The organism is Nonomuraea sp. NPDC050783, assembly GCF_040802095.1.
Classification (GTDB): Bacteria; Actinomycetota; Actinomycetes; order Streptosporangiales; family Streptosporangiaceae; genus Nonomuraea.
On the sequence record NZ_JBFAHK010000030.1, the window covers coordinates 55,861 to 79,049 of the forward strand.

At 72.1% G+C, this 23,189-nt stretch carries 22 protein-coding genes and 1 pseudogene; 20 read left to right on the forward strand and 3 right to left on the reverse strand.

Going from position 1 to position 23,189, the window contains the following annotated elements; all coding sequences use genetic code 11:
- The first annotated feature begins 16 nt into the window (after nt 1-16).
- The 5 genes and pseudogenes from AB0H75_RS44390 to AB0H75_RS44410 all read left to right on the forward strand — a co-directional run bounded on the left by AB0H75_RS44390 (nt 17) and on the right by AB0H75_RS44410 (nt 3,829).
- Complete coding sequence (locus AB0H75_RS44390; protein WP_367806963.1) at nt 17-1,240, forward strand: amidohydrolase family protein; 1,224 nt, start codon at nt 17-19, stop codon at nt 1,238-1,240.
- A 139-nt stretch (nt 1,241-1,379) separates the two neighbouring features.
- A pseudogene (locus tag AB0H75_RS44395) lies at nt 1,380-2,087 on the forward strand (transposase); the annotation flags it as partial.
- 150 nt (nt 2,088-2,237) lie between these two features.
- Entirely contained in the window at nt 2,238-2,870 is a 633-nt protein-coding gene (merB, locus tag AB0H75_RS44400) for an organomercurial lyase (protein WP_367806965.1), read from the forward strand.
- 202 nt (nt 2,871-3,072) lie between these two features.
- Nucleotides 3,073-3,441, forward strand: a complete 369-nt coding sequence (locus AB0H75_RS44405; protein ID WP_367806967.1) for an ArsR/SmtB family transcription factor — start codon at nt 3,073-3,075, stop codon at nt 3,439-3,441.
- Between the two features lie 37 nt (nt 3,442-3,478).
- Nucleotides 3,479-3,829 carry a putative quinol monooxygenase gene (locus tag AB0H75_RS44410; RefSeq protein WP_367806969.1) on the forward strand — a complete coding sequence of 117 codons (351 nt, stop codon included), beginning with the start codon at nt 3,479-3,481 and terminating at the stop codon, nt 3,827-3,829.
- 274 nt (nt 3,830-4,103) lie between these two features.
- Here the strand turns inward: AB0H75_RS44410 and AB0H75_RS44415 are convergent, their stop codons facing one another.
- Nucleotides 4,104-4,493 carry a hypothetical protein gene (locus AB0H75_RS44415; RefSeq protein ID WP_367806971.1) on the reverse strand — a complete coding sequence of 130 codons (390 nt, stop codon included), beginning with the start codon at nt 4,491-4,493 and terminating at the stop codon, nt 4,104-4,106.
- Nucleotides 4,494-4,716: 223 nt separating this feature from the next.
- On the opposite strand from AB0H75_RS44415, the gene AB0H75_RS44420 reads away from it, so the two are divergent.
- Nucleotides 4,717-5,379, forward strand: a complete 663-nt coding sequence (locus tag AB0H75_RS44420) for a DUF4097 family beta strand repeat-containing protein (protein ID WP_367806973.1) — start codon at nt 4,717-4,719, stop codon at nt 5,377-5,379.
- A gap of 87 nt (nt 5,380-5,466) precedes the next feature.
- Here AB0H75_RS44420 and AB0H75_RS44425 read toward each other — a convergent pair whose 3' ends face one another.
- Both AB0H75_RS44425 and AB0H75_RS44430 read right to left on the reverse strand, forming a co-directional pair.
- Complete coding sequence (locus AB0H75_RS44425) at nt 5,467-6,741, reverse strand: phytase (protein ID WP_367806975.1); 1,275 nt, start codon at nt 6,739-6,741, stop codon at nt 5,467-5,469.
- 221 nt (nt 6,742-6,962) lie between these two features.
- A complete protein-coding gene (locus tag AB0H75_RS44430; RefSeq protein ID WP_367806977.1) occupies nt 6,963-8,129 on the reverse strand; it encodes an ABC transporter substrate-binding protein in 1,167 nt (388 codons plus the stop codon).
- Nucleotides 8,130-8,334: 205 nt separating this feature from the next.
- Here AB0H75_RS44430 and AB0H75_RS44435 point away from each other — a divergent pair, with 205 nt between their 5' ends.
- From AB0H75_RS44435 to AB0H75_RS44500, 14 genes are all read left to right on the forward strand, one after another.
- On the forward strand, nt 8,335-9,084 hold the full coding sequence (locus tag AB0H75_RS44435; protein ID WP_367806979.1) for a GntR family transcriptional regulator: 750 nt from the start codon (nt 8,335-8,337) through the stop codon (nt 9,082-9,084).
- An 86-nt stretch (nt 9,085-9,170) separates the two neighbouring features.
- Nucleotides 9,171-10,142: a Gfo/Idh/MocA family oxidoreductase gene (locus tag AB0H75_RS44440; RefSeq protein ID WP_367806981.1), complete on the forward strand. Its 972-nt coding sequence runs from the start codon at nt 9,171-9,173 to the stop codon at nt 10,140-10,142.
- A complete protein-coding gene (locus AB0H75_RS44445; protein WP_367806983.1) occupies nt 10,139-10,981 on the forward strand; it encodes a TIM barrel protein in 843 nt (280 codons plus the stop codon). The genes AB0H75_RS44440 and AB0H75_RS44445 overlap by 4 nt, the downstream gene beginning before the upstream one ends.
- 20 nt (nt 10,982-11,001) lie before the next feature.
- Entirely contained in the window at nt 11,002-11,964 is a 963-nt protein-coding gene (gene iolC / locus AB0H75_RS44450) for a 5-dehydro-2-deoxygluconokinase (RefSeq protein WP_367807016.1), read from the forward strand.
- Entirely contained in the window at nt 11,957-12,847 is an 891-nt protein-coding gene (locus AB0H75_RS44455) for a deoxyribose-phosphate aldolase (protein WP_367806984.1), read from the forward strand. The genes iolC and AB0H75_RS44455 overlap by 8 nt, the downstream gene beginning before the upstream one ends.
- The gene (iolD, locus tag AB0H75_RS44460; protein WP_367806986.1) at nt 12,844-14,682 is read left to right on the forward strand and encodes a 3D-(3,5/4)-trihydroxycyclohexane-1,2-dione acylhydrolase (decyclizing); all 1,839 of its coding nucleotides are present in this window, start codon (nt 12,844-12,846) and stop codon (nt 14,680-14,682) included. The genes AB0H75_RS44455 and iolD overlap by 4 nt, the downstream gene beginning before the upstream one ends.
- Nucleotides 14,682-15,662, forward strand: coding sequence for an anion permease (locus AB0H75_RS44465; RefSeq protein WP_367806988.1), 981 nt, complete (start codon nt 14,682-14,684; stop codon nt 15,660-15,662). Before iolD ends, AB0H75_RS44465 begins: the two co-directional genes overlap by 1 nt.
- Nucleotides 15,659-16,318, forward strand: coding sequence for a DUF47 domain-containing protein (locus AB0H75_RS44470; protein WP_367806990.1), 660 nt, complete (start codon nt 15,659-15,661; stop codon nt 16,316-16,318). The genes AB0H75_RS44465 and AB0H75_RS44470 overlap by 4 nt, the downstream gene beginning before the upstream one ends.
- Nucleotides 16,319-16,352: 34 nt before the next feature.
- Nucleotides 16,353-18,191, forward strand: a complete 1,839-nt coding sequence (locus tag AB0H75_RS44475; RefSeq protein WP_367806992.1) for an ABC transporter permease — start codon at nt 16,353-16,355, stop codon at nt 18,189-18,191.
- Nucleotides 18,192-19,295, forward strand: coding sequence for an ABC transporter ATP-binding protein (locus AB0H75_RS44480; protein WP_367806994.1), 1,104 nt, complete (start codon nt 18,192-18,194; stop codon nt 19,293-19,295).
- Nucleotides 19,292-20,056 carry an HAD family hydrolase gene (locus tag AB0H75_RS44485; RefSeq protein ID WP_367806996.1) on the forward strand — a complete coding sequence of 255 codons (765 nt, stop codon included), beginning with the start codon at nt 19,292-19,294 and terminating at the stop codon, nt 20,054-20,056. The genes AB0H75_RS44480 and AB0H75_RS44485 overlap by 4 nt, the downstream gene beginning before the upstream one ends.
- A complete protein-coding gene (locus tag AB0H75_RS44490) occupies nt 20,047-20,850 on the forward strand; it encodes an inositol monophosphatase (RefSeq protein WP_367806998.1) in 804 nt (267 codons plus the stop codon). The genes AB0H75_RS44485 and AB0H75_RS44490 overlap by 10 nt, the downstream gene beginning before the upstream one ends.
- On the forward strand, nt 20,847-21,650 hold the full coding sequence (locus AB0H75_RS44495; RefSeq protein WP_367807000.1) for an HAD-IIB family hydrolase: 804 nt from the start codon (nt 20,847-20,849) through the stop codon (nt 21,648-21,650). Before AB0H75_RS44490 ends, AB0H75_RS44495 begins: the two co-directional genes overlap by 4 nt.
- A complete protein-coding gene (locus AB0H75_RS44500; RefSeq protein WP_367807002.1) occupies nt 21,647-23,152 on the forward strand; it encodes a CoA-acylating methylmalonate-semialdehyde dehydrogenase in 1,506 nt (501 codons plus the stop codon). The genes AB0H75_RS44495 and AB0H75_RS44500 overlap by 4 nt, the downstream gene beginning before the upstream one ends.
- Nucleotides 23,153-23,189: the final 37 nt, after the last annotated feature.

Consider the following 23,189-nt stretch of genomic DNA (forward strand, 5'->3'; position numbering starts at 1 on the left):
CGGAAAGGGAGTTGCCGTGAGTCTTCATGGCCGCGCGGACACGGCCGGTCCGATGAACGGCCTGCCGGATGAGTACGCCGTCCGCGCCGGTTCGATGTTCGACGGCTTCACGATGTCGGGGCCGGCGACGGTGTACGTGCGGCGAGGCCGCATCGTGGCGGTGGACCGGACGGGTTCGCCCCCGCCGGACGGGCATGTGGTCGAGCCGGGCGCCGACGCGTGCCTGCTGCCCGGTCTCATCGACACCCACACGCACCTGGCCTTCGACTGCGGGACGAACCCGGTGGAGTCGATGGCCGAGGCGCAGGACGAGGACCTGCTGAGCGGTATGCGGGCAGCGGCACGTACAGCGCTGCTGGCCGGGATCACCACGGTGCGCGACCTCGGCGCGCGGGACTTCCTCGCGCTCACGGTGGCGCGGGAGACCCTCACGACCCCGGACGCCGGGCCCGAGATCCTCGCCGCCGGACCGCCGATCACCACTTACGGCGGGCACTGCCACTTCATGAACGGGGAGGCCGAAGGCCGCGACCAGCTCCTCGGCGCGGTCCGCGAACGGCACGACCGCGGCTGCGCGGTCATCAAGATCATGGTGAGCGGCGGCCAGATGACCCCGGGTTCGCGCTCGCACGTCTCCCAGTACGGCCAGGACGACCTGCGGATCGTCGTCGGCGAGGCGCATCGCCTGGGCCTGCCGGTGGCCGCCCACGCCCACAACACCGAGGCGATCGCGCATGCCCTCGCCGCCGGCGTGGACACCATGGAGCATGTCAGCTTCTCCGGCGAGAACGGGATCGACGAGGACGCCGGACTGGTGGCACGCCTGGGTGCCAGCGGCACCTTCCTGAGCCTGACCCTGGGCACGCACGGCACCTTGCCCTTGGAGGTGCAGCGACACCTGCGGACCCGGCTCGACGGCAGGCGGAAGATCCATCGCGCCCTGGTCGAACTGGGCGGCCGGGTGGTCGTCGGCACGGACGCCGGCATCTTCCCCTCCAAGCCCCACGACGTGCTGCCCTACAGCGTCGAGGAGCTGAAGGACCTGGGCCTGTCCCCGGTGGCGTCCTTGGCCGCGATCACCAGCCAGGCGGCGGCCGCCTGCGGCGTCGAGGGACGTAAAGGACGCATCCGTGCCGGAGCCGACGCCGATCTCCTCGTGATCGGTGGCGATCCCCTCCGGGACCCCGCCTGCCTGCGCGACGTCCGCGCCGTCTTCCGCGCCGGCGTTCGAGTACGGTAACGACACCTCCTCGACCGGCCAAGGCTCCCATCGCGCCGCGGTTCCACACCGACGCCACATTCCTGCCGGCGGATCGGCGACAAGCCGGATGGAGCCCACGGCCGGCTGATCTTCTTCGCGTCCCTCCCGGCGCCGGCATCCGCCCGAGCTGAAGCAGCGCGCGGTCCGGGCGGTGCACGAGGCGATCCAGCAGTTCGGCGCACCACATGGAGTGATCATCCGGGTGGCGCGCCGGCTCGGTATCGGGTCCGAATCGCTGCGCGGCTGGGTGCGCCGGGCCGAGATCGGCGCTGGGCGGCAGCCCGGTGCCACGACGCAGGAGGCCCGGCGGATCGCCGAGCCGGAACGGGAGGCGCGAGCCGCGCCGGGCCGACGAGATCCTCAAGGCGGCCGCTTGCCCCGTCCAGGAGACCCGGTGAGCGTGCATCCGTCCACCGAGGCGGAAAAGCAGGGCGGCCACAGCGTCAAACGCGCGTGTGAGCTGCGGGGGAGTCTCCCGTGCCGGTCGAAGGCCGAGCAGTTGCCCGCCGGCCGCGACGCCCCGCCGGTCTGGCTGTGGTCCGCCAGGACCGGCGCCACCGGCGCGGACGTGGATCGCGCTGCCGGCAGGCGTTCCTGCGCGGATCGACCTGGCGTACGCCTACCGCTTCGGGAAGCAGAACTCCGCGCGGTTCAAAAGCTTTGCGGCCCGGATGCCGAGACCACCACTCTTCCACCTGCCGATTCCCGTACACGCATAACCATGAGGCCACCCAAAGAAGAAAAGCCCCGCGCCGGCCTGGCCGTTGCGGGCGCATACGTTTTGAGATCCGCCGCGCCCATGTCACTCGTCCCGGCATTCCTATAGCCGGAGGGGTGGGGTCAGGATTGGCCGGAAAGCAGCAGAATCTGGCCGCAAATGACGATCCGCCGACCGCGGCGGAAAGACTTGATGCGTCACCGACGGCTCCTCTCGTCATTGCCGTGGGGCGGGAAATTCCGAGTATGCTGTTCGAGCATGGACACTGAGGACCTCAGACTGGCCATCTACCGCTCATTCGCCGAAACCGGTAGAGCGCCACGGCTCGCCTCGGAAACACGTAAGGCATTGCAGCAGTTGCATTACGAGCGGCACATCGTACTCGATGGGGACGAAATCGTAATGGCTCATCCGTTCTCAGCCATCCCGCTCGGCTTCTCCGTCATGGGCGAACGGACTCTATGGTGGGGTGGTTGCGCCTGGGACTCCTTCGCTCTGCCTCACCTCCTGCCGGACGACGGCGAAGTTCTGGTCGCCACCCGTTGCCCGAACTGTGGTGCCGCCCTGGCCTGGGCGGTGAACACCGAGGCTCCTCCAGCGGGCGGAGAGGTCGCGCACTTCCTCACTCCGGTGGCAAGGATGTGGGATGACGTGGTTCACACCTGCGGTAACCAGCGGCTCTTCTGCTCAACCGCATGCGTCGACGGATGGCTCGAACGCGAAGGACTACCTCGCGGCTACACGATGGACCTATCGGTTCTATGGAATTTGGCCGCCCACTGGTACGACGGTCGTCTCGACCGCGGCTATGTCCGGCGAGAACCGGTCGACGCGCTCGCCTATTTCACTGAAGTGGGCCTGACCGGTCCCTTCTGGGGACTGGCGGAATAGGCGATCGCCCACGGCACCGGCACGCCGGCCGGCTTGTCGCTCTTCCGAGGAAGCCGGTCCCGTCCACGATCAGCACGCCGTCGCGGTGGCCAAGGTGTTCCCTCGTGACCAGCGCGCACCGGCACCTCCCGCTCCCGATGTTCGTCTTACGACTAACGTCGTATCATCGTTGTTCGGCACCTGTCGAAAGTAGGATGAGGGGATGCCTCGAACCCACAGCCGTCGGCCTGCTCTGGTCCACCCGGACACTGGTGACATCGACCTGCAGGACGTCCTACGGGCGCTGGCCGACCCGACTCGCCTGACCATCGTGAGAACTCTCCGTACTGATCCGGAGCGAGCCTGCGGCACCTTCCCTGTTGACGTGGCGCCCTCGACACTGACTCACCACTTCCGCGTACTACGGGAGGCGGGAGTCATCCGTCAGCGCGAAGACGGCACCCGGCGTTGGACGGCCCTGCGCCTGGAGGATCTCGATATCCGCTTTCCCGGTCTGCTCGACGCGATTCTCACCGCCTACGCCTATGCCAACGCCGCGGACGGGACGACGCACGAGCAGGCAGACGACTGACGCATGAACATTCCGTCTCCACGAGAGGACACCTCACATGAGCATCTTTGTACGCGCGCGTTTCGACGCCCACGACCAACGGCAGGGCGAGTTTGAGAAGATCGCGCTTGCCCTGGCCAGGCAGGCCGCGAACGAGCCGGGGACGCGCACCTTCCGGTGGTTCTCGGCGGGCACAGGAAGCTACGTGGTGCTGGAGGAATACGACGATGAGGCCGCGGCCGTGGCGCACAACGAGCGCGGCGCACATCTGCTGGCCCGTGTGCCGGAGTGCGCGACCATGGCCTACGCCGAGATCCACGGCCCCGTCGGGCCTCGTATCCGGGAATGGGCCGGCTCTCAATCTCAGGTGAGCCTGTATCCGGATTTCCATGGTGACGACGAGGTCTGAGAACGAGTGATGCCCGGGACCTGAACCCGTCCGGGTTTGATGGACAGTTGCCTACTTGGTTTCTGCTGTCGTGACGGGGTCGTGGTTGCGACGGTGACGTCCTCGCGCGGCCGCCGGTTCTCCCGCCGCGGCGCCTCCGGTTCCTGGTGAGGCTGCACCGAACTCGCCGCCGGGTTCGGGCATAACGGCCGCCACCGCCTGGCGGTACGGGGAAGGGGCTCACCCCGTCACGACCGGATGTTCGCCGGCCGGTATCCGGCGGCCTCGGCCGCGTTCATACCCACGAGCGCATCAGCATCCGGGCCCACCACGCCGCGTACGGGATCGTCTCGCCGGACAGGACCGGATGGAGCCACCAGAAGTTGACCAGGATGACGAGGGCTCCCGCTCCGGTGACGGCCGCCCCCAGGGCTCTCCTGATCGACGCCGTTCCGCCGGGCCCGAGCGCCAGTCCTGCGGCGATCACCAGCGCCAGCACCATGAACGGCACGGCGGGGAGCATGTAGAACAGGTACATGGTGCGGTTGCCGGCGATGGCGTAGGAGAACCACGGCAGCCAGCCCGCGCCGTAACAGAGCAGCACGGCCCCGGCTCGCCAGTCCCGGACGGCGGTGTACCGGGTGACGAGCACGACGAGCGTGATGTACTCCTCGTCCGCACTCAAGAGATCCACAACCTCCCAGATGCCGCCGCTCACCGAAAGGGTTGCATCATGCGTGGTGAATTTTCCGCAGGCCGCCGGGGCGGCGGGCCGCGGCGTCAGCGGCGGTGTCAGGGGGGCGACGGCCCGGTGTCAGCCCGTCCGGCGATGGTTGGCGCATGAACGGTCCAGCGACACCGCGACCTGGACCGGAGCGAATCCACCACGCGAGCACGAGGAGCACGCCATGCCCACCTTCGCCACCCCCGCCCCGATCACCGCCGTCCTGCACCTCCCCGCCGGACGCGTCCGGTTCGTCGCCACCGACCGGACCGACACCACCGTCGAGATCCAGCCCGCCGACCCCGCCAGGGCCCGCGACACCGAGGCCGCCGGGCGGACCACGGCCGGCTACGCCGACGGCGTCCTGCGCATCGAGACCCCGGTCAAGAACCAGTACCTCGGCCCCACCGGAGCCGTCGCGGTGACGGTCGAGCTGCCCGCCGGCTCCCACGTCGAAGCACGAACGGCCGGCACCGAACTGCACACCACCGGCCGCCTCGGCGACGTCACCTACGAAGGCGCCTACCGCCGGATCACGCTCGACGAGGCCGCCGGCCTGCGCCTCACCGCGACCGACGGCGACGTCGAGATCGGCCGCCTGACCGGCCCCGCCCACGTCACCACCGCACGGGGCGACATCCGGATCGCCGAGGCCGTCCGCGGCACGCTCGTGCTCGCCACACAGTCCGGCGACATCACCGTCACCGCCGCCGCGGGCGTCTCGGCCTCCCTCGACGCCGGCACCACCCACGGCCGCGTCACCAACGCCCTGAAGAACGACGGCACCGCCGAGCTGGACATCCACGCCACCACCTCCAACGGCGACATCACCGCCCGCAGCCTCTGAGCCGCCGCGCCGGCGCCGGAGTGCCGGAAGGGGCGCCGCCCGGGCGGGCGGCGCCCCTTCAAGGCGCTTCAGGACAGGTCGGGCGGCTCAGTCGCGCGGGTCCCAGCCGTCGGTGTCGACGGCCAGGTCGAGCTCGTCGGCGATGTCGTCCCACTTGGTGTACTTGAAGTTGGTGATCTCCCGGTCTCCCTCGGCCGGCGTGTTGACCCCGTCGTGGGCGATGAAGACGCCCTCGTCGAAGTCGCCCAGCGGCACGTTGAGCACGGTCGAGCCGTCGCTGACCTCGACGCCGTCGATGCCGTCGTCCGGGCCGACCCTGAACTGGCCGAGGTAGGAGTTGGCGCCCTCCCTGCGGTAGACGGCGAAGGTGTTGTCGCCCTGGCTGGAGGCCAGCAGGTAGCCCTTGCCGTCCTCGCGGTAGTAGATCGTGAGCCCCTCGGCGTCCGCGGTCAGGTGGTGGCCGCCGAAGCCCGGGTCGGCGCCGGGCGTGCACTCCTCGGTCGCGGGGTCGTAGGTGGCGGGGACGCCGTACTCCTTGACCTTGTCCACCAGCACCGGCGTGCCGGTGAGGTCGGCCCGCACGCGCCAGATGCCGACGTCCTCCTGCGCGGCGTAGAGGACGTCCCGGTCCTGGTCCACGACCATGCCCTCGACCTGTGCCAGCTCGTCGGGCTCCAGGCACGGGGACCAGGTCCGGCCGTTGGGGAGGGTGAACGACGCGGGCAGGTCCAGCGTCCTGACGAGCTGGTAGCCGACCTTGCCGCCCGGCTTGGCCAGCAGCTTGACCAGGCCGATCGAGGTCTTGTGCCGGCGGCTGACCAGCGCGTACGTGCCGGTGGAGTCCTTCCAGGCGCCGAGGCCGTACGCCGTCTCGCCGTCGTTGACCTGTCCCTGGGAGGTGTTGAAGACGAACGGCGCGGCCGGGTCGGTCACGTCCGTGAGGCGGCCGCCCGAGATGGAGTAGATGCGCAGGGTGTCCCGGCCGCGGTCGGAGACGATCGCGAGGTCGCGCCCGCCGAAGCCGTAGGTGACGTCGACGTTGTTGAACCGGCCGGGCTCGTCGTCGGGCCCGGGGGCGGCGGGCGCCGCGATGTGCTGGAGCTGGTGACCGCCGAGGTCGTAGACGTTGAGTCCGCCCTCCTTGGCCGTGGTGACCACCACGCTCCTGCTGGAGTCGGACGGGTGCACCCAGATCGCCGGGTCGTCGCCGTTGGAGTTGCCACCCGCTTCGTCGTCGTACAGGGCGGGGGTCTCGACGTCGGGATGCACCGTCGCGACGGTGGAGCCGGACGCGGGGACCGCCGTGCCCGCCGCGAGGGTGACGATCAAGGCTGCCAGGGAGAGCCTGGGCAGGGGACGCATTGCGCCTCCTCGTTCTGGGAAGTGATGGTGTGAACGTAACTACGAAAAGACGAAATATCAACAGGTGATTCTTATGTCAGGACATAAGGACTTATGCCGAGACCCCAGGGCATGCGGGCGGGCCGCCCGGCCGGGGTCTCCGGCCGTGCGGCCACCTGCGGGACGACGCTGTGGGACGACGCTGTGGGGTGACGCTGTGGGACGACGTCGCGGGGTGACGCCTAGCTCTTGTTGACGCGCCAGAAGTCGGAGACGGTCTGGCGGTTCTGCAGGTCCCCGAGCAGCTTCGCGGGATCGGTGTGGAAGAGCTGGCCCTGCCAGTCGGACAGCCCGGCCGGGGTGACCAGCGGCTTGACCGTGCTGTTGCCCGAGATGCCGCCCTCGCCGATCTCGTGCTTGACGCCCTCTTCGGTCATGATGAAGTGCACGTACAGCTTCGCCGCGTTGGGGTGCTTGCTCTTGCTGGCGATCGCCACGTACTTCGGGTAGCTGAAGCCGGTGAAGGGCGCCATGCCCTCGCACGTGGACTGCGCGTACCCCTTGTCCTCGTTGTTGCGGAACTTCGAGATCGACATGAAGCCGATCTTCTTGTCGGTCGCGTTCGGCGCGCCGACCGCGCTGGAGATGTCCTCGTCGGAGCCCGTCAGCACCGGCCGGTTGCCGGCCAGCCGCTTGATCCACTCGTAGGCGGCGCTCTTCTCCTCCGTCTTCAGCGGCTTGCCGTACTTGGCCTGGAACGCCTGCTCCAGAGCCTGGTTGCCGTGCGCGTCGAGCTGGGTGAAGAACGACAGCACGGTCGGCTTGCCCAGCGGGTCCTGCATGACGAGCTTGCCGGCCCACTCCGGCTCGGTCAGGTCCCAGATGTTCTTGACCGGGCAGCCGCCGGGCGACAGCTTGGTGTTGTAGGCGAAGACGGTGGCCTTCGACAGGGCGAGCAGCGGGTTCTGGTTCTCGGCGGGGATCTGGTCCTTCAGGTCCGAGGGGATCCAGGTCTGCGTCACCCCCTGCGGCGCGAGCTGGCCGACCAGCACGCCGCCGTCCTCGTACATGGCCGCGTCGATGGTGACGTTGTCGGCGGCGTGCTCCCTGAGCATCTTCTCGGCGGTCTGCGGGGTGTCCGACTTCACGCCCTCCATGGTGATGCCGTACTTGGCCGTGAAGGCCTTCGCCACCTCCTCGATGTCGCCGCTGGAGTCGTAGACCAGCAGGCTGCCCTCCTTCTTCGCGGCGGCGACCAGCGCCTCCAGGTCGAAGTTCGCGTCGAGCGAAGGGCCGGGCAACGCCTTGGCGGTCGCCGTCGCCGGGGCGTCGCCGGACGTGGAAGGCGCGCACGCCGCAGCGGCAACCGCCAGCACCGCCACGGAGATGATCTTCGTGGTACGCCTCATGATGGCGTCACTCCTCTTACCTCTCAAGGGTTCGGCAGCGTCGCGCCAGCCCCGGCGACGCCATAGTGAACTCACGATGAACGTCACGTGAATAATTTGTCAAGACATTCTTACGTTCGCCTCGGGCCCGCCGTGCCCGTCACCGCCGAGGAATGGTCCTGTACTCATATGGTCAGGACATATGGACAGCGGTACCTTCGGCCCTGTGACTCCGGAACTGGACATCGAGCTCGACAGGACGAGTCCCATCCCCCTCTACTTCCAGGTGGCCGAGCGGATCGCGCGCGCCATCCGGGCCGGCGAGCTGCCCCCGGGCTCCCGGCTCCCCGAGATCAAGCTCGCGGAACGGCTGGGGCTGGCCCGCCCGACCGTGCGCAGGGCCGTCCAGTGCCTGGTGGACCAGGGCCTGGTCGTCCGGAAGCGCGGCGTGGGCAGCCAGGTGGTGCACAGCCGGGTCGGGCGCGCGGTCGAGCTCACCAGCCTGTACGACGACCTGCGCAGGACGGGGCGGGAGCCGAGCACCAAGGTGTTGTCCATCGGGACCGTCGCGGCCGGGGACGACGTGGCGGCCGCGCTCGGGATCGCGCCCGGCGCGGAGGTGGTCCGGCTGGAGCGGGTCAGGTACGCGCTCGGGGAGCCGCTCGCCCTGTTGCGCAACTGGCTGCCGCCCGGGCCCCGGCCTCTGCCGGCCGCGATGTCGGCCGAGTCCCTGGAGCGACGCGGGCTCTACGAGCTGCTGCGCTCCGCCGGCGTCCGGCTGCGGGTGGCCGACCAGCGGATCGGCGCCCGCGCCGCGGACCGGGCGGAGGCCGGGCTGCTCGGCGAGCGGCCGTCCTGCCCGCTGCTCACGCTGGTCCGCACCGCCTACGACGACCGGGGGAGGGGGGTGGAGCACGGCTCGCACCTCTATCGCGCCTCCCTCTACTTCCTGGAGGTCACGCTCGTGGAGCACTGAGCATCTTTCTCCTAATGTCAGGACAAAGTATTGACTGTTCATCTCCCGTTCATCTAGAACTGAAGACCCCTGGATGAGGAGCGATCATGCGTGTGGGTCTACTGGGCCTCGGTCGGATCGGCGTGTTCCACGCCGCGACCCTGTCCACTCTCGTCGACGAGCTCGTCGTCGCCGACGTGGACGGGACCAGAGCCGAGGAGACGGCGCGACGGCTGGGTGCCCGGGTCGGAGACCCCTTCGACGCCGACGCGGTGGTGATCACCACACCGACGTCCGCGCACGCCGAGGCGCTGCTGCGGGCCTGTGAGCTGAAGGTGCCGGCCTTCTGCGAGAAGCCCGCCGCGCCGACCGTGACCGAGACCCTGCGGGTCGCCGAGGCCGTCGAGCGCAGCGGCACCCCCGTGCACATCGGCTTCCAGCGCCGCTTCGACGCCGGTTACGCCGCCGCGCGCGCCGCGCTGCGCGCCGGGGAGCTCGGCGAGCTGCACCGGGTCCACCTGCTGACCGGCGACCCCGCGCCCCCTCCCGCCGAGTACGTCGCCCAGTCGGGCGGCATCTTCCGCGACTGCCACATCCACGACTTCGACATCCTGCGCTGGGTCACCGGCCACGAGGCCGACAGCGTGTACGCGACCGGCGCCAACCGCGGAGCGGCGTTCTTCGCCGACTCCGACGACGTCGACAACAGCGCCGCGCTCATCACCATGGACGACGGCACCCTGGTCACATTGCAGGGCTCGCGCTACAACGGCGCCGGTTACGACGTGCGCATGGAGCTCGCGGGCACCCTCGGCACCTGGGCCGCCGGGCTGGGCGAGCGGACCCCGCTGCGCTCGGCGGAGGGCCTCGACCCCGGCGGGCAGCCGTGGCCGGACTTCCAGAGCAGGTTCGAGGCCGCCTACGTCGCGGAGATGAGCGCGTTCCTCGCGATGGCGCGGGGCGAGAGCGAGAGCCCCTGCACCGTCCAGGACGCCCTGGCCGCGCTCCACCTCGCCGAGGCGGCCGACCTGTCGCGCCGTGAGGGCCGCGCCGTGCGCCTGGTGGAGGTGGCCAAGTGAGAGTCGCCGCCGCCCCCATCTCCTGGGGAGTCTGCGAGGTCCCCGGCTGGGGCCACCAGCTCCCCGCCGAACGCGTCCTCGCCGAGATGGCCGGGCTCGGCCTGACCGCCACCGAGCTGGGCCCCGAGGGCTTCCTGCCGGCCGGCGGGGACCTGCTCGGCCGGCACGGGCTGCGGCCGGTGGGCGCCTTCGTCCCCGTGGTCCTGCACGACCCCGGCCACGACCCGCTGCCGGGGCTGCGCGCCACGTGGTCCCGGTTCGAGGAGGACACGGTCGTGGTGCTGGCCGCCGCCACCGGCCTGGACGGGTACGACACCCGCCCCGAGCTGGACGGGACCGGCTGGCGCACCCTCCTCGGCAACCTCGACAGGATCGCCGCGGAGGCGGCGGGGGCGGGCCGCGCCGTCACCCTCCACCCGCACGTCGGCACCATGGTCGAGAGCCGCCAGGAGGTGGACCGGGTGCTCGGCGGCAGCTCCGTCGCGCTCTGCCTGGACACCGGCCACCTGCTCATCGGCGGCACCGACCCGCTGGACCTCGTCGAGCGCGCCCCCGGGCGGGTCGCCCACGTCCATCTCAAGGACGTGGACGCGGCGCTCGCGGCCCGGGTGCGCTCCGGCGAGCTGTCCTACACGCAGGCCGTGCGCGCCGGGATCTACCGCCGGCTCGGCCTCGGCGACGTCGACGTCAAGGGCATCGTCGCGGGCCTGACGGCGGCCGGGTACACCGGCTGGTACGTCATGGAGCAGGACGTGATCCTCGACGCCGAGCCCCCGGCGGGGACGGGCCCGGCCGACGACGTCCGCGCGAGCATGGCGTTCCTGCGGGGACTGGCGTGAGGCCGCCGGAGGTGCTGACGATGGGCCGGGTCGGCGTGGACGTCTACCCGCTCCAGGTCGGCGTGCCGCTGCGGCAGGTGGAGACGTTCGGCAAGTACCTGGGCGGCAGCCCGACGAACGTGGCCGTGGCCGCCGCCCGCCTGGGCAGGGCCAGCGCGGTGATCACCAGGACCGGGGACGACCCGTTCGGCGCGTTCGTCCACGACGCGCTGCGCGCGTACGGCGTGGACGACGGCCTGGTCACCGCGGTGCCGGGGCGGCCGACCCCGGTGACGTTCTGCGAGATCAGGCCCCCTGAGGACTTCCCGCTCTACTTCTACCGCGACCGGGCGCCCGACCTGGAGATCTCGCCCGCCGAGCTGGACACGACCGCCGTCGCGCGGGCCGGGCTGTTCTGGGCCACCGTGACCGGGCTGTCGGCCGAGCCGTCGCTCGGCGCCCACCTGGCCGCCTGGCGGGCCCGGGGGCGCAGGCCGCACACGGTGCTCGACCTGGACTACCGGCCCATGTTCTGGCCCGATCCCGCGCTCGCCCGCGAGCGGGTGCGCGCCGCGCTCGGGCACGTCACCGTCGCGGTCGGCAACCTCGACGAGGCCGAGGTCGCCACCGGGACCCGCGACCCGGTCGCGGCGGGCGCGGCCCTGCTCGCGGCCGGCGTCGAGCTGGCGGTCGTCAAGCAGGGCTCGGCCGGCGTGCTGGGCATGACCGCGACGGAGACGGTACGGGTCCCGCCCGTTCCCGTCGAGGTCGTCAACGGCCTCGGCGCGGGCGACGCCTTCGGCGGCGCGCTCTGCCACGGCCTGCTCGAAGGCTGGCCGCTGGAGCGCACGCTGCGCTTCGCCAACGCGGCGGGCGCGATCGTCGCGGGACGGCTGGCCTGCGCGCCCGCGATGCCCACGGCGGACGAGATCGAGGCCGCCCTGTCCGCGCACCCAGAAGCGCGCCCAGAAGCGCACCCAGAAGGAGGCCTCACCCATGCGTGAGCAGGACCACCGCAGGCTGCTCGACGAGCGGGCCTGGCAACCGGAACGGGTCGCCGAGGCGGCCGCCGCGCGCAAGCGCAGACCGCTCAGGAACAGCAGGGAACGGCTGCTCATCATCGCCGCCGACCATCCCGCGCGCGGCTCGCTCGGGGCCGGCGGTCACCCCATGGCCATGCGCAGCCGCGTGGACCTGCTGGACCGGCTGATGACCGCCCTGGCCAGGCCGGACGTGGACGGCCTGCTGGCCACCCCCGACATCGTCGAGGACCTGCTGCTGCTCGGCGCGCTCGACGACAAGATCGTCATCGGCTCGATGAACCGCGGCGGCGTGCAGGGAGCGGTCTTCGAGTTCGACGACAGGTTCACCGCCTACGACGCCGACTCGATCGCGGCGATGGGGCTCGACGGCGGCAAGATGTTGTGCAGGATCGCGCCCGACGACGCCGCCACCGCCGACACCCTGGCCGGCTGCGGCGCGGCCGTCACCCAGCTCGCCAGGCGCGGCCTGATGGCGATGGTCGAGCCGTTCTGGTCCGGCCGCCACGACGGCGCGGTCAGGCACGACCTGTCGCCGGAGGCGGTGATCCGCAGCATCAGCGTCAGCCAGGCGCTCGGCGTGACCTCCGCGCGCACCTGGCTCAAGCTGCCGGTCGTGCCGGACATGGAGCGCGTCATGGAGGCGACCACCCTGCCCGTCCTGCTGCTGGGCGGCGACTCCGGCCAGGACCCCGACGAGATGTTCGGCTCGTGGGGCAAGGCGCTGCGCCTGCCCGGCGTGCGCGGCCTGGTCGCCGGCCGGACGCTGCTCTACCCGCCGGACGGCGACGTCGAGGGCGCGGTGGACACCGCGCTGGGCCTGCTGGAGGAGGCGTGCGCGTCATGAGGCTGACCACGGCGCAGGCGCTGGTGCGCTTCCTCGCCAACCAATGGTCGGAACGCGACGGCGCGGAGCACCGCCTGATCGCCGGCGTCCTCGGCATCTTCGGCCACGGCAACGTGGCGGGGATCGGCCAGGCCCTGGCGGAGGAGGGCGCCGGCACGGGCGGCCCGCTGCCCTACTACCTGGCGCGCAACGAGCAGGCCATGGTCCACACCACCGTCGGCTACGCGCGTACCCGGAGCCGGCTGTCGACGTTCGCCTGCACGGCCTCCATCGGCCCCGGCGCCACCAACCTGGTCACCGGCGCGGCGCTGGCCACGATCAACCGCCTGCCCGTCCTGCTGCTGCCCGGCGACATCTTCGCCACGCGGGCCGCGGGACCGGTCCTGCAGGAGCTGGAGGACCCGCGCTCCTACGACGTGTCCGTCAACGACGCGCTGCGCCCGCTGTCGCGCTTCTTCGACCGGATCAACCGGCCCGAGCAACTGCCCTCCGCGCTGCTGGCCGCGATGCGGGTGCTGACCGACCCGGCCGAGACGGGCGCGGTCACGCTGGCGCTCCCGCAGGACGTGCAGGCCGAGGCCCACGACTGGCCGGAGGAGCTGTTCGCCAGGCGGGTGTGGCACGTGCCGCGCCCCGTGCCCGAGCCCGCCGCGCTGGCCAGGGCCGCCGAGCTGCTGCGGAGCTCGCGGCGGCCGCTGATCGTCGCCGGCGGCGGGGTCGCGTACAGCAGGGCGTGGACGGAGCTGGTCAGGTTCGCCGAGAACCACGGCGTCCCGGTGGGCGAGACCCAGGCGGGCAAGGGCGCGCTGCCGTACGACCATCCCTGCGCGGTCGGCGCGATCGGCCACACGGGCACCCGCGCCGCCGCCGCCCTGGCCCGCGAGGCGGACCTGGTCATCGGCGTCGGCACCCGCTACACCGACTTCACCACCGCCTCGCGCACCCTGTTCGGGCGGGCCAGGTTCCTCAACGTGAACGTCACCGCCTTCGACGCGGCCAAGAACTCCGGCCTGATGCTCGTCGCCGACGCCCGCGAGGCCCTGCGCGCGCTGGACGAGGTGGACTGGCGGGCCGACGCCGACTGGACCCGCCGCGCCACCACCCTGGCCACCGCCTGGCAGGCCGAGATCGGCCGCGCCCGCGCCGGGACGCGGCTCACGCAGCCCGTCGTGCTCGGCATCGTCAACGAGCTGGCCGCCGGCGGCGTCGTGGTCAACGCCGCCGGCTCGATGCCCGGCGACCTGCACCGGCTCTGGCGGGCGAGCGACCCCGAGCAGTACCACGTGGAGTACGGGTACTCGTGCATGGGCTACGAGATCGCCGGCGGGCTCGGGGTGAAGCTCGGCGCGCCGGAGCGCGAGGTGTTCGTGCTGGTCGGCGACGGCTCCTACCTGATGATGGCCCAGGAGATCGCCACGGCCGTGCAGGAAGGCGTCAAGCTGGTCGTCGTCCTGGTGGACAACCAGGGCTTCGCCTCGATCGGGAACCTCAGCGAGTCCGTGGGCGCGCGCAGGCTCGGCACCGCCTACCGGGCGCGCGGCGCGGGCGGCGAGCTCGACGGGCCGCCCCTCCCCGTGGACCTGGCCGCCAACGCCGCCAGCCTGGGCGCCGACGTGCTGCGCGCCGACACGCCCGAGTCCCTGCGGGCGGCCCTGGTCAAGGCCAAGGAGTCCGCCAGGACCACCGTCGTCCACGTCGAGCCCGTCCCCGGCGACGGCCCGGGCGCCCAGGCCTGGTGGGACGTGCCGGTCGCCGAGGTGTCCGCGCTGGCCGAGGCCCGCGCCGCGCGCGAGCGCTACGACGAGGCCAAACGCGACCAACGGCCCTACCTCTGATGGGCTGGACGCTGGCCTTCGCCCTCCTGGCGGCCCTGTTCGTGCTGATCAGCGGGGCCAACGACGGGGCCACGCTGATCGGGCTGGGGCTGCGGTTCCCGGCCATGCCCGGCTGGGTGGCCGTCGCGCTGCTCGTGACGGTCCTGTTCGCCGTGCCGTACGTGCTGGGCGTCGCGGTGGCGCGGACCTTCACGGAACGGCTGGCGGGACTGGGCACCAGCGTCGGCGCGGCGGTGTTCCTGACCGGAGTGGTGATCGCGGTCGTGGTCGTGGCGGCGCTGACCGGCAGAGGGCTGCCGACCAGCCTCACGCTGGCCGTGATCGGCGGCATCTCCGGCGCGGGGCTCGGCGCGGGCGTGCCGGTGTCGTGGGGGAGCCTCGCCACCGTGCTCGCGATCGGGCTCTGCGCCCCCGTGGCCGGCCTGGTCCTGGGCTACCTGCTGGGGGCCGCCGCGCGCCGGGTGCCGTCCTACCGGCGGATGCCCAGGCTCGTGCTCGCCGCCCACCTGGTGGCGTACGCGGCGCAGTGCACCGCGTACGCGCTCAACGACGGCCAGAAGATGATCGCGGTCGCCAGCGTGGCGCTCGACGTGGGCCGCGACGGGCTCGGCGGGGTCGGGCCCGTCGCCGTCCCCCCGGCGTGGATGGCCGTCCTCGTGGCGCTGTTCCTGACCGGCTCCCTGACCAGCCTCGACCGGGTGGGCGGGCGGATCGGCCGCGGTCTGGTCATCGCCCGGCCGCTGCACGTGCTCTCGGCCGAGACGGCGGCCACCGGCGCCGTGCTCGGCAGCTCGGCGCTGGGGACCCCGGTGAGCATGACCCAGTCGGTGACCGCCGGCGTCGTCGGCGTGGCGGCCAGCGAAGGAAGCAGGAGGGTGCGATGGCAGAGCGTGGTGAACATGGGCACGGCGTGGCTGGTCACCCTCCCGTCGTCCCTGCTGCTGGGCTGCCTGGCCGGGCTCGGGCTGAGGCTGCTGTGAGCGGCGCGAAGGGCCGCGCCCGCCGGCTCGGCAGGGTCCTGGACGACCTGCGGGGCCGTACGGCCCGGCGGGTGATCGACCTGCTGCGCGGCCAGGTCGCCACGGCGCGGCAGGGCGCCGTGCTGGCCTGCACGGCCGCCTCCGGCACGGTCGAGAGCACGGCGGCCCGCGCCCGCATGTCCGTGGTCGAGCACGAGGGCGACGCGGCGCGGGCCGAGCTCGTCCGGGCCCTGTCGCGGACGCTGGCCACCCCCATCGACAGGGAGGACCTGTTCCGGCTGTCCCGCTCGATCGACGACGTGCTCGACCAGCTCCGGGACTTCGTCCGCGAGGCCGACCTGTTCGGGCTGCCCGACCTGGGCTTCGCCGTCGAGCCGCTGCAGGCCGTGATCGTCGGGCTGGACGAGCTGGAGCAGGCCCTGGTGAAGATGATCGACGATCCCGGCTCCGTCATGGTCTCCCTGCTGGCCACCCGCAAGTCCCAGAGCCGGGTGCGCCAGCTCTACCAGGCCAGGCTCACCGCGCTGTTCGCGGGGACGCTGGAGATGGACACCCTGCGCGAACGCGAGCTGCTGTCCCGCCTGGACGCGGTGGGCCGGCGGCTCGGCGAGTCGGCCGACGCCCTCGCCGACGCGATGCTCAAGAGAAGCCACTGATGCGCTACCTCCCTTACCCCCCGAAGGAACCCCTATGGCTGTTGTGACCAAGACGGAGCCGCCGGCCCGCCCGCCGGCCCGCCCGCCGGCCCGGCGCAGACTGCTCTACCGCCTGCAGGTCCTGCGCCACGACCCGACGGCCGCGCTCGGCCTGATCCTCGTCGTCGTGCTGGCCTACCTCGTCGTGGCCCCGCTGCTCGCGGTGCTGTCCGACGCCTTCCGCCTGCAGTACGGCGACGAGGCACACGCCGGGCAGCAGCCGGGCGAGTGGACCGGCTACTACCTGTGGCGGGTCTTCCGCTCCCAGATCAGCGGGCTGCTGTTCTGGGAGCCGCTGGTCAACACGCTCGTCGTCGCCGTGGGCACCACCCTGTTCGCGCTGGTGCTCGGCGGCGGCATGGCCTGGCTGGTGACCCGGACGAACGTGCCGGGGCGCAAGTGGCTGGCCGGGGCGCTGGTGGTGCCGTACATGCTGCCGTCGTGGACGTTCTCGCTGGCCTGGCTGACGCTGTTCAAGAACGAGCGGGCCGCGGGGCAGGTGGGATTCCTGCAGGCCCAGGGCATCCGCACGCCGGACTGGCTCGCCTACGGCGCGCTGCCGATCATCGTCACGCTCGGGCTGCACTACTACCCGTTCGTGCTGCTCCTGGTGGGCAACGCGTTGCGCCGCATCGACGTGCAGCTGGAGGACTCCGCGCGGATCCTGGGCGCGCCGCGGCGCACCGTCGTCCGGCGGATCGTGATCCCGCTCATGCTGCCCGCGCTGTCCTCGGCCGTGCTGCTCGTGGTCGGGCGGGTGCTCGGCACGTTCGGCACGCCGTACGTGCTCGGCCTGCCCGCCGACTACCGGGTGCTGTCCACCGGGCTGTTCCAGTCGATCCGCGACCGCAGCACCGGCGTGGCCTCCGTGCTGGCCACCGTCATCGTGATCATCGGCATCCTGATCGTCTTCACCGACATGCGGCTGATGCGCGAGCAGCGCAGGTTCGTCACCGTGGGCGGCAAGGGCGCGATGGACCGGGTGAGCGACCTGCGCCGCTGGCGCTGGCCCGCCTACGCGCTCGGCATGGTGGTCTTCGCGGTGAGCGTGCTCGTCCCCGTGCTCACCCTGCTGCTGTCCACGGTGACCAGGACCCCGCTGGACCTGTCGACCCTCACGCTCGACTTCTGGATCGCCGAGCGGCTCCCCGGGGCGGTCGGCTTCCCGCACGGCGTGCTGCGCGGGACGGAGCTGTGGGAGGCCGCGTGGAACTCGGTGCGCATCGTCGGGCTGGCCTCGCTGATCTGCGCCGTCGCCGGCCTGCTCGTCGGGTACGTGGTGGTGCGCGGCACGGCCCCGCGCATCGCGGCCTTCCTGCGGCAGGTCTCCTTCCTGCCCTACCTCGTCCCCGGCATCGCCTTCGCCGCCGCCTCGCTGTCGCTGTTCGCCGTCGCCCGCGGGCCGGTCCCCGCCCTGTACGGGACGACGTTCCTGCTCATCCTGGTCATGGCCGTCACGCACCTGCCCTACAGCTCGCGCTCGGGCATCGCGGCCATGATGCAGCTCGGCAGGGAGCCGGAGGAGGCCGCGCAGATCGCCGGGGCGGCGTGGTGGCAGCGGATGCGCAGGATCGTCTTCCCCATCCAGAAGGGCGCGCTCGTCACCGGGATCGTGCTGCCCTTCATCTCGGGGCTCAAGGAGCTCAGCATCGTCGTCATGCTGACCACCACCGGGACCCAGCTGCTCACGACACTGTCGATCGGCCTGGTCGACTACGGCTACACCCAGCTCGCCAACGGCGTCGTCCTCATGATCGCCTTGCTCTCCTTCACCATGACCTACCTGACCCAGCGCCTCACCAAGAGCAGCCTGGCATCCGGACTAGGAGGATAGATGCCGGACATCACCCTCAGCGCGATCTCCAAGAGCTACGGCGGCGGAGAGTTCGCGGTGAAGAACCTCGACCTCGTGGTCCCCGACGGCGCCTTCATGTGCCTGCTCGGCCCCTCCGGCTGCGGCAAGACCACCACCCTGCGCATGATCGCCGGTCTCGAACAGCCCACCGCGGGCAGCATCACCGTCGGCGACCGGGTCCTCGACTCCGTCGAGCGGGGGATCTACGTCCCGCCCGAGAAACGCGACATGGGGCTGGTCTTCCAGAACTACGCGCTCTGGCCGCACCTGTCGTTGCGCGAGAACGTGGAGTTCGGCCTGCGCATGCGCAAGGTGCCCGGCCCTGAGCGGCGCGCGCGGGCCGAGGCGGCGCTGAAGATGGTCCACGTCGACGCCGCGATGGACCGCTACCCGTCCCAGCTTTCCGGCGGCCAGCAGCAGCGCGTCGCCCTGGCCAGGATGCTCGCCGTCAACCCCGCGGTGCTGCTGCTCGACGAGCCGCTGTCGAACCTCGACGCCCGGCTGCGCCTGGAGATGCGCGCCGAGCTGAAGCGCATCCACGAGGAGAGCGGCGCGACCATCGTCTTCGTCACGCACGACCAGCTCGAAGCGCTCACCATGGCCACCGACGTGGCCGTCATGAACGAGGGCGAGCTGCAGCAGCTCGCCGCCCCGATGGAGATGTACGCCAGGCCCGCCAACCGGTTCGTCGCCGAGTTCGTCGGCAGCCCGCCGATGGCGATCGTGGACGTGGGCCCCGCCCCCGGCGGGCTGGCCGCGTCCCTGCTGCGCTTCGTCGAGTCGCGCGGCGCCAGGAGCACCCCGGCCGCCGTCGGCATCCGGCCGGAGGCGCTGCGCCTCGGCGCCGCCCCCGCCCCCGCCGCCGCCTGGAGCGAGGAGGCGGTGGTCGAGGCCGTGCTGCCCGCGGGCTCCTCCTGGACGGTACGGCTGCGCGTCCTGGACACCGAGCTGTACGCCGTGTCCTACCAGCCGGTCCAGGCCGGCCCGGGCGACGTGCTGACCTGCTGGACCGAGCAGTTGCACCTGTTCGGCGCCGACGGCGCGCGGATCACCTCCTGGGACCGGGCGGGGGTCGGCGCGTGAACCGTCCCAAGGCGCTGCTCCTCGACTTCGGCGGCGTGATCGTCGAGACCGTCAAGCGCCCGTCCTGGGCCGCCGAGCTGGCCGCCGAGGTACGCGCGCTCCTCGCCAGGACCGGCTTCGACGGGCTCACGGCCGAGGAGATCGAGAGCGACATCCGGGCCGCCGCGCGCGCCGACACGTACTGGAAGGACTCCACCTCCCGGCAGTACGCCCCGGAGGAGATGACGCACCGCAGGTTCTGGGCCGAGTTCGTGGCCACCGACTGGCCCGAGCGGGCCCGCACGCTGGTGACCGTCGAGGCGACGCCCCTGTGCAAGCGCATGGGCGAGCTGCGCAGCGACCGCAAGCTCCGCACCGGCCTGCCGGAGCTGCTGGCCGCCTGCTGGGAGCACGGCGTCGTCCCCGGGGTCGTCAGCAACGCCCTGTCCGGCGCCGTGCACCGCGACTACCTGGCCGCCGCCGGGCTCGACGACCAGGTGGCCGTGCAGGTGTACAGCGACGAGGTCGGCATCCGCAAGCCGAACCCCGAGATGATCCGGCTCGCCTGCCGGTCCCTGGGCGTGGAGCCCGCCGACGCCTGGTACGTCGGGGACAACTACGACCGTGACGTCATCTGCGGCGCGCGGGCCGGGGCGGGCGCGACCGTCCTGATGGTATCCGCGAGCACCGACCAGATCCCGTACGCCGTGCGGCAGAGCCCCCAGGCCACCGTCGAGGACCCGCGCGCACTGCTCAAACTCCTGGAGAAGACATGGACGTGAACACCTCTCGCGAGCTGGCCGACATCGCGGTCGAGGCGGCCAGAGCGGTCGGCGACCGCCTGCGCGATGCCTTCCGCTCCCGCCCCGAGGTCCGGACCAAGCGTGACTTCCACGACCCGGTCACCGTGCACGACAAGGCGGCCGAGGAGGACATCCGCGAGATCCTGGAACGGCGCTGCCCCGACAGCGTCGTGGTCGGCGAGGAGGGCGGCACGCGCGGCGAAGGCGCCGTGCGCTGGTACGTCGACCCGATCGACGGCACCGCGAACTTCGCCGCCGGCCTGCCGTTCTTCTGCACCTCGATCGGGGCGGCGCTCGACGGCGAAGTGGTGGCCGGGGTGGTCTACGACCCGGTGCGCGACGACGAGTTCACCGCCTGGCTCGGCGGCGCCGTCTGCAACGGCGAGCCGATCCGCAGCGCCGGCGCCGCCACCGAGCGCGAGGCGATGCTGCTCTCCAGCTACCCCACCCCCCGCGACCTGGCCGAGGACGAGGAGGGCGCGCTGCGCCGCTTCTCGCGGATGACCCAGGCGTTCGCCGCCGTCCGCCGCCCCGGCAGCGCGGCGCTCAAGCTCGCGCACGTCGCCGCCGGCTGGGCCGACGTGGCCTACGGCACGCGCGTCAACGCCTGGGACGTGGCCGCGGGCTCCCTCCTGGTCGAGCAGGCCGGCGGCCGCTACATCCCGCTGTCGGGCAGCGTCTTCGAGCCGGGCGGCTACCTCGCCACCGTGGGCGGCTTCGACCTCGCGGGCTCCGTGCTGGCCGGCGTCGCGGGGGCGGGGAGCGCCCGGTGATCCGCTGGATCGTGACAGATCTCGACGGCACCCTCGTCGGGCGCGACCTGGCCATGGTCCCCGCCAGCCGGGAGGCGCTGCGCCGCTTCCGCGAGGCGGGCGGCGAGGTCGTCCTCGCCACCGGGCGCATGGAGAGCTCCGCCCGCCGCTACTACGACGAGCTGGGCCTGGACGCGGACGCCATCCTCTACAACGGCGCCGCCACCGTGAACCTGGCGACGGGCGCCGTGCTGCGCTCGCGCCCCCTGCCGGCGACCGCGTGGAAGACGCTGCTCGGCCTGTTCGGCGAGCTGCCCGAGGGGGTCTACCCGGTCGCGTTCACCGGCGGGGAGGCGCTGGCCGTGCACGACGTGCCCGAGCTGCGCGAGTACGCCAGGCGGGACGGGATCACGCTGCGCGACCCCGGCGACTGGGCGGCGCTGCCGCCCGACGAGATCACCAAATGCATGCTCATCGGCGGCCCGTTCCCCGAGCTGGACATCGCGGGGACGGTCACCGTCCGCTCCGAGGCGACCTACCTGGAGGTGCTGTCGGAGCAGGCGACCAAGGGCATCGCCCTGCGCGAGCTGGCCGCGGCCAGGGACGTGCCGATGGAGCAGATCGCCGCCGTCGGCGACAACCCGAACGACCGCGACATGATCGTGGCGGCCGGAGTGGGGTTCGCCGTCGGCGACGGCCACCCCGACGTCGTCGCCGCGGCCGACGTCGTGACCAGGGCCTGCGCCGCCGGCGCGCTCGTGGACGTCGTGGAGCTGGCGTTCCGGTCCAACGGGTGGGCCGGAGGAGAAGGAGAGCTGTGAAGTCGGTCAAGCACTGGATCAATGGCGCCCGCGTGGACGGGGACGGCCGCTCCGCCGAGCTGTTCGACCCGGCGACCGGGGAGGTCGGCGGGCACGTCGCGCTGGCCTCGCCGGCCGACGTGGACGCGGCCGTGGCGGCCGCCGCGGCGGCCTTCCCCGCCTGGCGGGACACCTCGCTGGTCAAGCGGGCCCGGGTGTTGTTCCGCTACCGCGAGCTGATGGAGGCCCACCGGGACGAGCTGGCCGCGCTGGTCTCGGCCGAGCACGGCAAGGTGCGCTCCGACGCGCTGGGCGAGGTGGCCCGCGGGCTGGAGGTGCTGGACTTCGCGTGCGGCATCCCGCACCTGCTCAAGGGCGCTTTCTCCGAGGGCGTCTCGACCCGGGTCGACTCCTGGTCGATGCGCCAGCCGCTGGGCGTGGTGGCGGGGATCACGCCGTTCAACTTCCCGGTCATGGTGCCGATGTGGATGTTCCCGATCGCGGTCGCGTGCGGGAACACCTTCGTGCTGAAGCCGTCGGAACGCGATCCGTCGGCGTCGCTGCTGATGGCGCGGCTGTGGCAGGAGGCCGGGCTGCCCGACGGCGTGTTCAACGTCGTGCAGGGCGACAAGGTCGCCGTGGACCGGCTGCTGGAGCACCCCGGCGTGCGCGCGGTGTCGTTCGTCGGCTCCACCCCGATCGCCCGGTACGTCTACGGGACCGGCACCGCCCACGGCAAGCGCGTGCAGGCCCTCGGCGGCGCCAAGAACCACATGCTGGTGCTGCCCGACGCCGACCTCGACCTGGTCGCCGACGCCGCCGTGTCCGCGGGCTTCGGCTCGGCGGGCGAGCGGTGCATGGCGATCTCGGTGGTGCTGGCGGTGGAGCCGATCGGCGACGAGCTGGTACGGAAGATCGTGGAGCGGGTCGAGCGGCTGGTGATCGGGCCGGGCGACGACCCGAAGTCGGACATGGGCCCGCTGGTCACCCGGACGCACCGGGACAAGGTGGCCTCCTACCTGGACCTGGGGGTCCAGGAGGGCGCCACGCTCGTGGTGGACGGCCGCGACGCCCCCGTGCTCGGCGGCGGCCGGGCCGCGGACACGCCGGGCTTCTGGCTGGGCCCGACCCTGCTCGACCGCGTGCCCGTCGGCTCGCGGACGCACGTGGACGAGATCTTCGGCCCGGTCCTGTCCGTCGTGCGGGTGTCGTCGTACGAGGAAGGACTGAAGATCATCAACGACTGCGAGTACGGCAACGGCACGGCCGTCTTCACCAACGACGGCGGCGCGGCCCGGCGCTTCCAGAGCGAGGTCGAGGTCGGCATGGTCGGCGTCAACGTGCCGATCCCGGTGCCGATGGCCTTCTACAGCTTCGGCGGCTGGAAGGCGTCGCTCTTCGGCGACACCCACGTGCACGGGACCGAGGGCGTGCACTTCTACACCCGCGGCAAGGTCGTCACCTCCCGCTGGCCCGACCCCTCGCACGGCGGCGTGAACCTGGGCTTCCCCACGAACGCGTAGCCGCGTCGCCCGGGGCCGGGTACGGCCCCGGGGCGGC